The organism is Sphingomonas sp. DBB INV C78 (assembly GCF_042693015.1).
GTDB lineage: Bacteria > Pseudomonadota > Alphaproteobacteria > Sphingomonadales > Sphingomonadaceae > Sphingomonas_E.
Map to the genome: position 1 here is coordinate 2108345 of NZ_CP170544.1, position 13232 is coordinate 2121576.

Sequence of the window (13232 nt, forward strand, 5' to 3'; positions counted from 1 at the left end):
AGCATGGCAGGCAGCACGCGGCGCGGTATCATTCTGGCGGGCGGATCGGGAACACGGCTTCATCCACTGACCCACTCGGTCAGCAAGCAGTTGATGCCGGTGTATGACAAGCCGATGATCTATTATCCGCTGACCGTGCTGATGCTGGCCGGCATCCGCGAGATATTGATCATTACCGCACCTGACCAGACGGCCGGTTTCCAGACGTTGCTGGGAGACGGCAGCCAATGGGGGCTGAGCATTCAATATGCCGTCCAGCCGAAGCCGGAGGGGCTGGCGCAAGCCTATCATATCGGCGCGGAGTTTGTGGCCAGTGGGCCATCCGCCCTGATCCTGGGCGACAATCTTTTCTATGGACACGGTTTTCCCGAACTGTTGCAGACGGCGGACGCACGAACCGACGGCGCCACTGTCTTCTCGACGACCGTAAGCGATCCGACGGCCTATGGCGTCGTATCGTTCGACGCGGCCGGGCGCGCCGAGACGATCGAGGAAAAGCCGACCAAGCCGCGGTCGAACCAGGCCGTGACCGGCCTCTATTTCTACGATGGCAACGCACCGGCACTTGCGGCAGGCCTGAAGCCGTCTGCGCGCGGCGAGCTGGAGATCACCGACCTCAATCGCCTCTATCTGGAAGCGGGCAAGCTCCACGTCACCCAGCTCGGCCGTGGTTTCGCGTGGCTCGACACCGGCACCCATGCCGCACTGCTGGACGCCGCCAACTATGTCCGGATCATCGAGGAGCGGCAGGGCCTGAAGATCAGTTGTCCGGAGGAGATCGCCTGGCGGCAGGGCTTCATCGACGATGACGCGCTGCGGACGATCGCCCGACCGCTCGAGAAGAGCGGTTATGGACGATATCTGCTTCGCCTGCTGGATCAAGCGCCGCTATGATCATCAAGGAATTCGATCTGCCCGGCCTGAAACTGTTCACGCTCAATCGCTTCGGCGACGATCGCGGTTTCTTCGTCGAAAGCTGGAATCAGCAGCGCTTCGCCGATACGGGGTTCGCCGAAGCCTTTGTGCAGGACAATCACAGCCGATCGGCAAAGGGCGTGCTGCGCGGACTGCATTATCAGCTCCAGAACCCGCAGGGGAAGCTGGTCCGCGTGACCCGTGGCCGCGCATTCGACGCGGTGGTGGATCTGCGTCGGTCTTCGCCGACCTTCGGGCGCTGGCAAGGCGTGATGCTGTCCGAAGACGAGCCAACCTTGCTCTGGGTGCCGCCCGGCTTCGCCCACGGCTTTGTCGCGCTCGAAGATAGGACCGAGTTTCAATATAAGGTCACCACCTCTTACGACCCTTCCGACGAACACAGCCTGCTGTGGAACGATCCGGAAATCGGCATCGAATGGCCGCTGGACGGCCCCCCTTCCCTCTCCGCCAAGGACGCCGCGGGCGTACCGCTGGCCCAAGCCGCCACCTACGCATGAAGGCGCTGATTACCGGCGCGGGCGGGCAAGTCGGCCGCGCCCTGCTGGCGGCAGCGCCCTCGGGCTGGGAAGTGGTCGGTCTCGACCGCGCGGGGCTGGACATCGGTGACGAGACGGCGGTTCTGCGTGCGGTGCGAACGCACGGCCCAAACCTGATCATCAATGCAGCCGCTTATACTGCGGTGGATCGTGCGGAAACGGATACAGACGCGGCCGTCCGCATCAATGCCCATGGCCCCGGCCATCTCGCTCGCGCGGCAGCAGAGATCAGCGCGCGGCTTATCCACATCTCGACCGATTTCGTGTTCGATGGGGCCGGGTCCGAGCCTTATCGGGCCGATACCCCCCCGCACCCCCTGTCCGTCTATGGCAGCACGAAGCTGGATGGCGAAAAGGCGGCGCTCGCCGCGCATGACAATGTGCTCATCGTCCGCACTGCCTGGGTCTATGCCGCCGATGGCAAGAATTTCATGGAGACCATGCTCCGGCTCATGGGCGAGCGCGATAGGCTGACCGTGGTTGCGGATCAGATCGGTTCTCCGACGCATGCCTCCTCGCTTGCGGCCGCGCTGTGGACGCTGGCGGGTGCTGACGCGCGCGGCATCCTGCACTGGACCGATGCGGGCGCCGCCAGTTGGTACGACTTCGCCGTCGCCATTCGGGAAGAGGCCTTGGCAGCCGGCATTCCGATCCGCGCTACCGAAGTGCTGCCAATTCGAACCGCCGACTATCCGACGCCGGCGCGTCGACCATCCTATTCGTTGCTCGACAAGAGCGAGGCCTGGGCGATCACCGGCACGGCCCGGCACTGGCGCGAGGAATTGCGCGCCGCGATCGCCGCCAGAGGGAAGTGAAATGAACAATCTGCTTGTCACCGGCGGCGCCGGCTTCATTGGTGCCAACTTCGTGCGTCATTGGCGTACCGCCCATCCCAACGATCTGATCGTGGTGCTCGACGCCCTCACTTATGCCGGCAATCGCGCCAGCATCGACGATATTGAGGGCCTGGTCTTCGTCGAGGGCGATATTCGCGATGCCGATCTGGTAAGCCGGTTGCTCGGCGATCATGCCATCGACCGCATCGTTCACTTCGCAGCGGAAAGCCACGTCGATCGCTCACTCACCGGTCCTGCCGCCTTCGTCGACACCAATGTCCGTGGCACGCTGACCCTGCTCGATGCCGCCAAGGCAGCGTGGCTGAACAAGGGAAGCGGCCAGCCGCACCGGTTCCACCATATCTCGACCGACGAGGTGTTCGGCACGCTTGGCCCCAACGACCCGCCCTTCCGCGAAACGACGGCCTACGCACCGAATTCCCCATATTCGGCCAGCAAGGCCGCATCCGACCATCTGGTTCGCGCCTATCATCACAGCTTCGGGCTGGATGTGGTGACGACCAACTGCTCGAATAATTACGGGCCGTACCAGTTTCCCGAAAAGCTCATTCCGCTGTTCATCCTCAACGCGCTCCATGGTCGAAATTTGCCCATCTATGGCGATGGTATGCAGGTTCGCGACTGGCTGTATGTCGGCGATCATGTCCGTGGCATCGAACTGGCGCTGCAGAACGGCAAGACCGGCGAAACCTATTGCATCGGGGGCGGACAGGAACTGCCGAATCTACAGGTCATCGAAACACTCTGCGCGGCGGTCGACGACGCCTTTGCAAAAGATGGCCGGCTCGCCGAACGATTTCCCGATGCACCGGCCGCCAAGGGCAAGCCCACGGCATCGCTCAAGACGCATGTCATCGATCGGCCGGGACATGATCGCCGCTACGCGATCGATGAAACCAAGGCAAAGACGGAACTGGGCTATGCGGCGGCGCACGGCTTCGACCAACATTTCCAGGACACATTGAGGTGGTACCTGGAGAATGAGAGTTGGTGGCGCGCGATCCAGGGTCGCGCCAAGCCGGTCAGGGACTAGAGAAGCCTTTCCGAACCTCAACTTGTTCCCCATAGTCAACGGGACCGACATTTTCCGGAGCGCTCAGAGCTGAATGGGGAGCGACAGCAGAATCAACATGGAGGAGGCCAGTTCTGTCGCACCTCAGCGGCAGGCGCGACGGATTCCGTGGCTCGACACTGCTCGTGGCATCGGCATCATTCTGGTGGTCGTCGCCCACGCGCAGCGCGGCCTGATCAAGGCTGATATACTGACGCCCGCCCCGAGCCATTTCGCCGCAGACGCCACTATCTACGCCTTTCACATGCCCTTGTTCTTCCTGCTGGCGGGCCTGCATGTCGGCAATGGGCTAAAGGCCGGCCGCACCGCCTATTTTACGGATAAGCTGGTGACGATCGTCTGGCCCTATGCGTTGTGGTCGCTGCTGCACATCTGCACGGTGATGATGGTCGGCAGCGTCAATCAGCCTCTGGGCGTTGCCGACATGTTGACGCTTCCCTGGATTCCGGTGGCACAGTTCTGGTTCCTCTACGCATTGTTCCTCTGCCACCTGGTGGCATTGGCAGTCTGGCCGAACCGGACATCGCTTATCGGCCTCGCGATGTTGTTCGTGCTGATCCAGGCGTTTTTGGGTATCGGCAATGTGGTGTTGCACGCAATGCAGATGTTCCCATTCTTCGCGATCGGTGCGCTGGGGGGATCGCGTCTGATCAAGCAGGTGGACGATATCCCTCCCCTGACGGCCGGGATCATCATGCTTGTCGGCTGGCTCTGCCTGGCCATGTCACGCTTGTCCGTGGATGTGGCACCGAATGGTGCGTCCGATCCGATCATTATCTTCTACGCCGGCGCCGCGGCAGGAATTGCCGGCGTCATCGGCCTTTCGGTCCTGATCGGCGATCGTGCCCGATGGCTGCAACGCATGGGCCAGGCATCAATGGCAATCTATGTCACCCATACCTTCTTTGCTGCCGGGCTCCGCATCGCGGCAAGGAAATCCGGCCTGGAGATCGATCCGAACGTGATGCTGGTCGCCTCCAGTCTCATCAGTCTGTTTGCGCCGTTGCTGGTCTATGAAATTGCAGGGCGGCTGAACATCACGACGCCGCTTGGCCTGGGACGATATGTCCGCCGCTGAAGCAGCAGCACATGATGTGGCGGTTGTGATCGTCAACTATCGAACGCCGGATCTGGCCATCCGCTGCGTGCGATCGATCGCGGCGGAACGGACCAAGCTGCCTGGCTTGCGCGTAGTGGTGGTAGATGGCGGTTCGGGCGACGATTCTGCCGAGATATTGGGCGAGTCCCTCGCCACGCCGGAATTCGCGACATGGGTCAGCCTTCTTGCTCTGCCAATCAATGGCGGTTTCGGCTGGGCGAACAACCAGGCGATGCTTCGGCTGTTGCAGGAGGAGCGGCCACCTGACTTCATCCATATCCTAAACCCGGATACCGAAATCGAGCCGGGAGCCATTGCTTTGCTTGCCAGTCACCTGGCAGGTCATCCCCGTTGCGGCGCCGTCGGCAGTCTTTTGCTCGACCCTGACGGCACGCCTTCGGGCAGCGCCTTCCGTTTCCCTTCCATCGGCCGCGAATTTGTCCGCGGTTGCGCCACCCCTGCGCTCGGACAACTGCTCGGCATCAAGCCCACCCTTGCCGAAGGGCCGGATGAGATCCCGGATTGGGTGACCGGCGCCAGCGTGATGTTCCGTGCCCGGGCATTGCGCGAAGCCGGCCTGTTCGACGATGGTTTCTTCCTCTATTTCGAGGAGGTCGAACTGCAGTGGCGGCTTCGACAGCATCACTGGACAATTGCCCACGAAGCACGCAGTCGCGTCTTCCACGTCGGCGGCGCCGCGACCGGTGTACGCGTCACCAAGGCGCAGCGGCGGCCAGCCTATTGGTACAATTCGCGCCGCCGTATGTTCGTGCGCACACGAGGACGAGGGTACGCGATAATGGCGACGCTCGCGTGGATGGCTGGCCGATCGATCTGGAAGCTGCGGCAATGGTCAGGGCTCGCCAGAGGGCGCCCCGCAGACTCACCGGAAGCTATCGACCATTTCGAGGTCAGCCTGCGCCTGCATCCCGAAGACCAGTATAGCGCCGCACCGACCTGGACGACGCCGCCTGGAGCCCGGCCCGCCTGGATGGAGACGGGCGCGTGACCATGCGTGATGTCGGCATCGTCGCTATAGGCCGCAACGAAGGCGAACGGCTTAAGGCCTGCCTGCATTCGTTGCCGGCGGATTGCCCGATCGTTTACGTGGATTCCGGATCGACCGACGGCAGCGTCACTTTTGCCCAGTCGATGGGTGTGACGGTCGTCGAGCTCGACATGTCCATTCCCTTCACCGCTGCGCGAGCTCGCAACGCGGGCTTCGCCGCCTTGCTCAGACTCAAGCCTGATCTGGTTTTCGTGCAGATGATTGACGGCGACTGCGTTATCGATCCGGCCTGGCTCGGGGCGGGCATTGCGGCTCTGTCTGCCGATAACCGGTTGGCGGCCGTGTTTGGCCGACTGCGGGAGCGATATCCCGAACGCAGCCTCTACAACAGGCTCTGTGACCGGGAATGGGACGTTCCGGTGGGTGACGTCATGGCCTGCGGCGGCATCGCTCTGATCCGCGCGGATCGGCTGGCCGACGTGGACGGCTATGACGCCACCCTGATCGCCGGTGAGGAACCGGACCTTTGCGCGCGGATGCGGGAGCGTGGGTGGCTCATCCGCCGCATACCGGCAGAAATGGCGCTCCACGACGCGGCAATGACGCGCTTCGGCCAATATTGGCGGCGGACAAAGCGCAATGGCCACGCTTGCAGCGAACTGGCTTGGCGGGCGCACGGCGCACCCGATCCGCTGTGGGAGCGACAGGCGCGGAGCATTCTGATCTGGGCCGTGGCGATACCCGCTCTCATATTTTCCGCTGTAATTATCGGCGCCACGCTAACTGGATTCGGCTGGATAGCGGCGATTGCGTTGCTCCTGCTCTACCCGGTCCAAATCCTCCGCATCGCGCGGCGGGAGCGGCGGGATGGCGCATCATCCGGCTTTGCCTTCGCCCGCGCTGCGTTGCTGGTGGTGGGAAAATTCGCCGAACTTCAGGGCCTGATAGCCTATCACCGACGCCGGCTGACGGGCGGCGGCGTCAAACTGATCGAATATAAGGACGCCACGACCCGCTAAGCGGGTTGCCGATGCCCGTCCTCTCCGTCCGCCTGCTGCAAGGACGGCAGGTTGCCGGCCACGACCATGCCGGGATGCACGATGCGCTTCGGCGACACCGAAGCAACGCCGCCTCCCTTACGCCGGCCGGAGATCAGCCCTGCGGCGATGGCGAAGCTCATCAAATAGAGGGTCACGGCCTTGTCGCCGAAAGACGTGAAGATCAGCATCTGCGCAACCATCACGATGCTGCCAAAGGCGTAGGCGGCAATATCGAGCTCTGCCGGGAACTTCCGCCATCGCGGCCGTTGCAGGCCCAGGGTGGCAAGTTCGATAACCAGCGCAAGGAGGAACGCGCCCAGACCGACCGCGCCCGAGAAGAGGGCGAGGTAGAGATAGGTGTTCACATAGTCGATGATGCCTTCGCCCTGGACAAGATCCTGCAGCCGGCTGTTCACAACCTCCGCCGGAGCGCCCAGCAGCGGGGCCTTGTGATATTCCTCCAGGCCACGGCGAAGGAGTTGCTGACGATATTCCGCGGTGCCGGTGGCAGTACCGCTGGCACCCACACTTTCGGCAACGCGGTCATTGTCGGCCACGGCCACGTACACTATCCCGCCGAGCGCGCCAAAAAAGGCCAGGACGGCGCCCATCCGCATCACATGACCGCGGAACATCTCGACCATCACGAGGCCGGTGGCAACACCCAGCCATGCGTTGCGTGATTGCGGTGCGATCATGCCCACCGCGAGCACGGCCAGCATGGCGAACCAGTGGAATTTGGTGGGGAATGCCCGCCGCAGCGCATAGCCGGAGAGGAGGCACAGGCTCATCACGAAAGCCATCGCGGTCGACTGCAGCATCGGGCCGGAGGCGCGCAGCAGCCCGGCACGCATGCTCACGTGCGACGCGACCGCGCCTTCGACGTCGAAACGCGTGACCAGTTCCACATACATCGGCCAAAAGCGGACGGCCTCGAAAGCGAGAATCACCGAACAGATCGAGCCGACCAGCACCAGCCCCAGCATCGGCCGGCGGGCATCCTCCACCGAACGGACGAGACGACTGACGAGATAATATGGCGGGATGACCGCAAAGCCGACGATCAGGAATTGCCGCATCACGCTGGTGGCACTCTGATCGCGGGCGGCGATGAAGAAGAGCAACAGGAACACGATCCAGAAGGGGATATCGGTCCAGATGCGGTGCGGCGACGAGCGGCCGGGCTTCATCCACATCGTCGCGATCGCGCCCAATGAGAGCATCAAGACGGTGCTGAGCGGGAAGAGATAGAGCGAGCCGATGATGATCGGCTTGCCCAGCATCGGCATCATGATCAGGCCGACGATGAAGATCGGCAGGATATCGTCCCGCGTCCGCGCCAGCGCGGGGACGAGCAGCAGCATCAGCACCTGCAGCACGGCGAGATGCGGTGCCATGAAGGCGACGAGCGGGATGATCACTGCGGCGATGCCCGGCCGATAGCCGAATTCGCGGCGCACCGCGGGGGAAAGGAGCAGATAGAAGATCGCCACGCCGACCGCGCTGAGCGTGCCCGCAAACAGCGCATGCTTGATCATCTGCAGCATTTACAACGGCTCCCACGCGGTCGCGGCGACGATAGAGACGGCCCGGTCCGGCGGCAAGCGGACATGGTTAAGATCCATCCCCGCAATCCCCGTTATCCACAGCCACAAATATGAAAGATTTCGCTTGGACGACTCACCCAAAGGTGAGAGCCTTCACTTGTGGCCGAAAGAGAGGCCGGCCGGAAACGGCAGACTTTTCAAGTAGATCACTAGCTGAGCCAAGCAACCAAACCCGACTCGCAGGAGGAGGTTGAGGCAGCAAGGCAAAGCGGGCCCGGCAAGGCGAAACCCGTCCGCACGGAATGCCATATGGCATCCACGAGCGCGGAAAGCGGTGCGCCGAAGCAGAGCCTCCGGCGGAAGCGGCAGGTGACCCTCGCGGTCCAGCCATGCGCCGCCAAAACGCCAGGGCCGGCACCACGCCGCCGAAACCGGGACCGCCGCAAGTCGGACCCCCGGGGACGACAGGCAGGAGCCAATAGTCCGGCACAGCGGGGGTTGGCGGCAACGCCAGCCCCCGTTGACCTTTTGGGCCTGGGGCTGCGGTTTTTTTGCGGGTCGTGATCCGCGCTTTTCCTCCTTTTTCACCGTCACCCCGGCGTAGGCCGGGGTCCATGGCTGCCTGCCCCACGCAGCGGCACTCAAATCGAGAGAGCCATGGCCCCAGCCTGCGCTGGGGTGACGTGGATATTTGTTCGGGAGGCTCGCTCCGCTCGCTACCCACCCAGCATCAGGTGAAACAGCCCCCGGCTGTTTCAGATCGTCCGGCGGACGATCGGCCTGCTGCTCCCTCCCTTCCAGGGAGGGGAGTATTAAGGCGCAGTCCCTTCCGCCGGCGGGCCGCCGGGGGCGCCCGGTATGCCCTTGGGGTAGAGCTGCGCCACGCATTGTTTCATCACCGCGTCCATCTTCTCGTCGGGGATGGAGACGAGATCGGTGACGCCGGCATCCTGGGTGAGCTTGTCCGCGGTGCAGGTACAGAGCGGCTTGAAATCCACCGCGGTGCCCGCGGGCGCGGCCTTCACGGCGCCTTCGACGCAGCTCGACACGAACTTCTCGTGAAAACTCTTCTTGAAGGAGGCGGAGAAGCCGCCCTCCTCGGTGCCCTTGCCGTCGCAGCCGGCGACGAGGCCGCACGCGGCGATGGCGAACATTATGGATGCGGTGACGCGCATGTCTGCTCTCCCCCGAAATGAACCAGATCGCGCCCTTGGGGAGAAAGTGACGCAAGCGGATGGCGGTGGCAAGGGTTGCCCCCTCCGTTCCCCTTCTCGTCACCCCGGCGAAGGCCGGGGTCCACCTATCCACCTGCACAGTCCTCGCCTGTCGCACGGTGGATCCTGAAACGAGTTCAGGATGACGAAGAAGAAGAAGAAGCCGGCGGATCGCCATCCTCCTCCGCCTCTTCCTGTTCGGCGCGGATGCGTTCCAGCGCTGCCATCAGTTGCCGCTGAGCCTCTTTGGCTTCCTCCCACTCCGCGGACGGACGCGGACCCGCAGGCCGCCCCTGCGACGCCGGCAGCGGCTCGTCCACCGCGTCCGCGTCGGGCACGAAGCCGAAGAAGCCGTCGCGCTCGGCGCTTTCGGCGGCGCAGCGCGCGGCCACGTCCTCCGCCCGCATCGCCAGCAGCGCATCAAGCTCGGCACGGGAAAGCGTCCGTTCGTAGAGATCGTCGCCATACTCGCCCGTCTCCGTGCCGCAAAAGCCGGGCGGCGGCGGGAAATAGGTGCGCCAGCGCTCACTCTTGAAACAATAATGGACCTGCCCGCCGGCCAGCTTGTCGGGCCAGACGTCCCTGTCTTCATAATCCTCCTCATCCTCCTCAAGTTGAGGAAGTTGAGGATTGCCATTCGCGTCCTCCACTTCGGCTTGCGGCGGGGCGATGTGGACGAGGCCGGCGGCCTCCGCCCGCGCCCATTGCTCGCCCGTCCAGGTGGAGCGCGCATCCACATCGAGATCGCGGACATCGACATCGCCCGCGAGGGACACACCCGACCGCAGCCAGCGATCGGCGCGGGCGAGCGCGATGACGGGGGCGAGATCGGCTTGCGCCTCCCCTGCCCCATCCCCCGCACCGGCCCCGGCACTGCCCACGCGGACGCCGAGGAACAGCCCGGCGCGGGCCGGCCCGCCATCGCGGCCGATGATGTCGAGATACTGATCCCATTCCTGCGCGATCAGCCGCGCGGCGTGGTGCGTGCCATCGGCGACGGCGCTGTCGGCCAGCCGGTCCATACGGGTGAGCATCGCGGTGGCGAGGCGGTTGTCGTAGCGGTGCCGCTCGATCACGTCGCCGTTCGCCCGCGTGATGGTTTCCGTCTGCCCGTCGATCGCGCGGGACAGGAGGATATCGGCCAGCTTCTCCCGCGCTTGCAGGCATGCCGCCTGCCAGCCGAGCGCAAAGGCCGCGCCGGATGCGCGGCGGCGAAAGGCATAAGCGGAGGCGACGGACAGCCCGACGATCCGGCACGCGGCCTCGACCGTATGACCCTCCGCCACGGCGGCAAGGAAATCGCGCTGCCGATCGGCCGTCCAGCCGTCGAGGCGCTTGGTGGGGATTGCGACCGCCGTGGCGGCCGGGGCGGAGGGGATGGCTGGTTCGGTCATGCCACGAATATAACCTATTTGGTTATATGTAGGACAGGGCGCGGTTCCCCGGCCCCGCGCCCCACCCACCCCCCGTCATCCCGGCGCAGGCCGGGATCCCGCTTCTTCCCTTCCCCTTTCCCCTTATTCGTCACCCCAGCGAAGGCTGGGGTCCATGGCTCTCTCCACTCGCAAGACCGGCCTTTGCCGAAATAGCCATGGATCCCAGCCTCCACTGGGATGACGATGGAAAATGGGCCACACTCCCCCCCATGACCGACACCCCCACCCCCGCCCACGGAAGCTGCCACTGCGGCGCGGTGACGCTTACCGTTCCCCACGCCCCTGAGTGGGTGAATAGCTGCAACTGCTCTTTATGCCGCCGGACGGGCGCGCTGATGGCTTATTATCCCGATGGCGCGGTGGAGGTGACGGGCGAGACCCGTGCCTATGTGTGGGGCGACCGGATGATCGGCATCCACCATTGCCCGGTCTGCGGCTGCCTGACCCACTGGCGCACGCTGGGAGAAGACTTTGGCAAGATGGGGATGAATGCGCGGCTGCTGGACGGCTTCGATCCGGCCGCGGTGGAGGTACGGGCTGTGGATGGGGCGAGTTGGTAGGCTATCAGCAGAAAAATCTGCGATTTCTCCAATTCTATGTGTAAACAAGATCGTTCATCTTGTCTCTATATAGAATCAATTTATCGTTCACTAATTTCATATCAGCCACCAACTCGTCGTAACCCGGAAATTCCTTTTGTATATCTTGCGGATGAAATCTCGCTTCCGGGTCTGTCGAGAGCTTGTAATCATACCAACGCCTGAATCTGGCCTGCCATTTTGTAAGATGCGGCCTCAATCCTATATTCAGAACATCAATTGACATAGATATTATTTGTTTTGTCGATTTATTTCTGACCTTATTTACTGGAATATCCTTGATAAGCTCGCGTGTGACTGAAAAAAAAGTGTGCCAAGAATCATATATTTCGACGATAACATCGTTATCGTAATCTATGGGTATACCAATTTTCCTCGTACTAAGCTCAACCCACACTCTATACGCGACATTTTTATCGTTCATATTCGGCTTAAACGTAACTTTTGAATCGCCTATTCCAAGTTCCGCCGAATCAACTTCGTAACCTCGTGCAAAAATTGAACCTTTTAAGTACCATCTTGCAAAAATTACGATCGCGCAAACCAATAAGGATATGAATACAATCCATATCGATACATCCAAGGTGAACTTCCCGTCTGATGCCACACTCAGACTTACGAGGTCTAAGCCATCATCCGTGACATTAGAAATTTCAGCCATTTCTAATACGCCGCTGCCGAGTATTGTCTATCAAGCGCTTGGATCGAGATCGAGCCTCATGAACAAGTTCAGCTAATTTACCGGGATTATACAAAACGTCGGAATATTGACCCCACACTGCGTATCCTGAATCTATATTATCCTGCAATCTAGCAGGCTTGTGAGTTCCACCATTTTGCTGAATCTGGAGAGTGGGCAACCTCAATCCAACTAAAGCGTGCTCCTTTTGAAGCGTCGCCATGATTTCCCAATCAACGAACTTGCGATCTGGAGTATCAGCCCCACAAAGTACTACGGTACAAGATGTACCTGTTAAATATTCTTCACGTATCTTTCTCATAACGTATTCAGCATTGTCGCTATCGATCTGACGATCGAGAGAATTATCTTGAACTAATTCATACGACATCTGCATTTGAACAGCCAGAGAGTTATATAATCCCTGATCAAGCCGATGGTGATAGCTCACAAAAACCCGTGGTTTTACAGGGATCTTTAGGCTGGAAATTCCGAAAGAGTTGCTCATATTTACGCCGCCAACCAATCGCTAAGCTCAGTAGCAGTATTTTTTTTCTGATTGAGCACCATCCAAACTTTCTTTGGCTTTCCATTAAGATCCCCGAATACGATCCTATCGTATATTCCGAGATATTCTTGCTCTGTCCACGCGATTTCAGTCTGCTTGTCTACTGATGGAAAAATGGCAGCATTTCGTGGATTCTTATATCCATCAGCTAGACCAAGCTCCCAAGGAACCCATCGGCTGTCCTTGCTATTATTGCTCGCAAGTAGAATAAATTTTTTGCTCTCATTTATCCGTTTACGAAGAATATCCGCGGTATCGCGGGATGTATAAGGTGGAAGGGATGGGTCTTTTTTATCTAAATATACTCTAGCCCCATGATTTTCCAAAATTCTTATAGCACCTGGAAGAATGTCTGCATCCCGAGACGAATGTGACAAGAATGTCGCATACTGCGGTAACCTGGCAGCAGCCTTTTCCACGATAGTTTTACGGAGTGGACCAAGGTCATCACCCCACTGACGCAATTCATCACCAGTGGTATATGAGTATGCCACTTATCCCCTCCGGCCCGCTGTTCCGGATTTGTTACGACACCTCAACGATGAGCGCAATAAGCCATTGGCGGCGCTCAACCACCGACTTGCCGCCTCCCCCAAACGGATCGATGACCTCAGGCATTCAACCTACAGAGTGTTAACGC

General features: G+C 61.0%; 14 protein-coding genes. 8 read left to right on the forward strand and 6 right to left on the reverse strand.

Features of this window, described 5'->3' with window-relative positions:
- Positions 1–3 precede the first annotated feature (3 nt).
- From rfbA to ACFB49_RS10115, 7 genes are all read left to right on the forward strand, one after another.
- Complete coding sequence (gene rfbA, locus ACFB49_RS10085) at positions 4–894, forward strand: glucose-1-phosphate thymidylyltransferase RfbA (protein WP_380879039.1); 891 nt, start codon at positions 4–6, stop codon at positions 892–894.
- Positions 891–1433 carry a dTDP-4-dehydrorhamnose 3,5-epimerase gene (gene rfbC, locus ACFB49_RS10090; protein ID WP_380879041.1) on the forward strand — a complete coding sequence of 181 codons (543 nt, stop codon included), beginning with the start codon at positions 891–893 and terminating at the stop codon, positions 1431–1433. The genes rfbA and rfbC overlap by 4 nt, the downstream gene beginning before the upstream one ends.
- Positions 1430–2287 carry a dTDP-4-dehydrorhamnose reductase gene (gene rfbD / locus ACFB49_RS10095; RefSeq protein WP_380879043.1) on the forward strand — a complete coding sequence of 286 codons (858 nt, stop codon included), beginning with the start codon at positions 1430–1432 and terminating at the stop codon, positions 2285–2287. Before rfbC ends, rfbD begins: the two co-directional genes overlap by 4 nt.
- A 1-nt stretch (position 2288) precedes the next feature.
- Positions 2289–3362: a dTDP-glucose 4,6-dehydratase gene (gene rfbB / locus ACFB49_RS10100; protein WP_380879045.1), complete on the forward strand. Its 1074-nt coding sequence runs from the start codon at positions 2289–2291 to the stop codon at positions 3360–3362.
- Positions 3363–3459: 97 nt separating this feature from the next.
- Entirely contained in the window at positions 3460–4479 is a 1020-nt protein-coding gene (locus tag ACFB49_RS10105) for an acyltransferase family protein (RefSeq protein WP_380879047.1), read from the forward strand.
- Positions 4466–5509 carry a glycosyltransferase gene (locus ACFB49_RS10110; protein WP_380879049.1) on the forward strand — a complete coding sequence of 348 codons (1044 nt, stop codon included), beginning with the start codon at positions 4466–4468 and terminating at the stop codon, positions 5507–5509. The genes ACFB49_RS10105 and ACFB49_RS10110 overlap by 14 nt, the downstream gene beginning before the upstream one ends.
- 2 nt (positions 5510–5511) lie before the next feature.
- Positions 5512–6528 (forward strand): glycosyltransferase family 2 protein, encoded by a 1017-nt coding sequence (locus ACFB49_RS10115; RefSeq protein ID WP_380879921.1) that lies wholly within the window; start codon positions 5512–5514, stop codon positions 6526–6528.
- On the opposite strand, the gene ACFB49_RS10120 is transcribed toward ACFB49_RS10115, so the two are convergent.
- From ACFB49_RS10120 to ACFB49_RS10130, 3 genes are all read right to left on the reverse strand, one after another.
- Positions 6525–8096 carry an O-antigen ligase family protein gene (locus tag ACFB49_RS10120; RefSeq protein ID WP_380879051.1) on the reverse strand — a complete coding sequence of 524 codons (1572 nt, stop codon included), beginning with the start codon at positions 8094–8096 and terminating at the stop codon, positions 6525–6527. The genes ACFB49_RS10115 and ACFB49_RS10120 overlap by 4 nt on opposite strands.
- 812 nt (positions 8097–8908) lie before the next feature.
- Positions 8909–9271 (reverse strand): hypothetical protein, encoded by a 363-nt coding sequence (locus ACFB49_RS10125; RefSeq protein ID WP_380879053.1) that lies wholly within the window; start codon positions 9269–9271, stop codon positions 8909–8911.
- Positions 9272–9447: 176 nt separating this feature from the next.
- Positions 9448–10704 carry a hypothetical protein gene (locus ACFB49_RS10130; RefSeq protein ID WP_380879055.1) on the reverse strand — a complete coding sequence of 419 codons (1257 nt, stop codon included), beginning with the start codon at positions 10702–10704 and terminating at the stop codon, positions 9448–9450.
- A 251-nt stretch (positions 10705–10955) separates the two neighbouring features.
- Between ACFB49_RS10130 and ACFB49_RS10135 the strand changes: the two genes are divergently transcribed.
- Positions 10956–11306 carry a GFA family protein gene (locus ACFB49_RS10135; protein ID WP_380879057.1) on the forward strand — a complete coding sequence of 117 codons (351 nt, stop codon included), beginning with the start codon at positions 10956–10958 and terminating at the stop codon, positions 11304–11306.
- A gap of 34 nt (positions 11307–11340) precedes the next feature.
- Here the strand turns inward: ACFB49_RS10135 and ACFB49_RS10140 are convergent, their stop codons facing one another.
- The 3 genes from ACFB49_RS10140 to ACFB49_RS10150 are packed head-to-tail and all read right to left on the reverse strand — an operon-like array spanning position 11341 to position 13086.
- Entirely contained in the window at positions 11341–12006 is a 666-nt protein-coding gene (locus tag ACFB49_RS10140) for a hypothetical protein (RefSeq protein ID WP_380879059.1), read from the reverse strand.
- Complete coding sequence (locus tag ACFB49_RS10145) at positions 11999–12532, reverse strand: TIR domain-containing protein (RefSeq protein WP_380879061.1); 534 nt, start codon at positions 12530–12532, stop codon at positions 11999–12001. Before ACFB49_RS10145 ends, ACFB49_RS10140 begins: the two co-directional genes overlap by 8 nt.
- A 2-nt stretch (positions 12533–12534) precedes the next feature.
- Complete coding sequence (locus ACFB49_RS10150; RefSeq protein WP_380879063.1) at positions 12535–13086, reverse strand: toll/interleukin-1 receptor domain-containing protein; 552 nt, start codon at positions 13084–13086, stop codon at positions 12535–12537.
- Positions 13087–13232: the final 146 nt, after the last annotated feature.

Excerpts from the sequence above, each read along its gene's own strand:
- rfbA (WP_380879039.1), top strand. The coding sequence starts at position 4 with ATGGCAGGCAGCACGCGGCGCGGTATCATTCTGGCGGGCGGATCGGGA.
- rfbC (WP_380879041.1), top strand. The coding sequence starts at position 891 with ATGATCATCAAGGAATTCGATCTGCCCGGCCTGAAACTGTTCACGCTC.
- rfbD (WP_380879043.1), top strand. The coding sequence starts at position 1,430 with ATGAAGGCGCTGATTACCGGCGCGGGCGGGCAAGTCGGCCGCGCCCTG.
- rfbB (WP_380879045.1), top strand. The coding sequence starts at position 2,289 with ATGAACAATCTGCTTGTCACCGGCGGCGCCGGCTTCATTGGTGCCAAC.
- ACFB49_RS10105 (WP_380879047.1), top strand. The coding sequence starts at position 3,460 with ATGGAGGAGGCCAGTTCTGTCGCACCTCAGCGGCAGGCGCGACGGATT.
- ACFB49_RS10110 (WP_380879049.1), top strand. The coding sequence starts at position 4,466 with ATGTCCGCCGCTGAAGCAGCAGCACATGATGTGGCGGTTGTGATCGTC.
- ACFB49_RS10115 (WP_380879921.1), top strand. The coding sequence starts at position 5,512 with ATGCGTGATGTCGGCATCGTCGCTATAGGCCGCAACGAAGGCGAACGG.
- ACFB49_RS10120 (WP_380879051.1), bottom strand. The coding sequence starts at position 8,096 with ATGCTGCAGATGATCAAGCATGCGCTGTTTGCGGGCACGCTCAGCGCG.
- ACFB49_RS10125 (WP_380879053.1), bottom strand. The coding sequence starts at position 9,271 with ATGCGCGTCACCGCATCCATAATGTTCGCCATCGCCGCGTGCGGCCTC.
- ACFB49_RS10130 (WP_380879055.1), bottom strand. The coding sequence starts at position 10,704 with ATGACCGAACCAGCCATCCCCTCCGCCCCGGCCGCCACGGCGGTCGCA.
- ACFB49_RS10135 (WP_380879057.1), top strand. The coding sequence starts at position 10,956 with ATGACCGACACCCCCACCCCCGCCCACGGAAGCTGCCACTGCGGCGCG.
- ACFB49_RS10140 (WP_380879059.1), bottom strand. The coding sequence starts at position 12,006 with ATGGCTGAAATTTCTAATGTCACGGATGATGGCTTAGACCTCGTAAGT.
- ACFB49_RS10145 (WP_380879061.1), bottom strand. The coding sequence starts at position 12,532 with ATGAGCAACTCTTTCGGAATTTCCAGCCTAAAGATCCCTGTAAAACCA.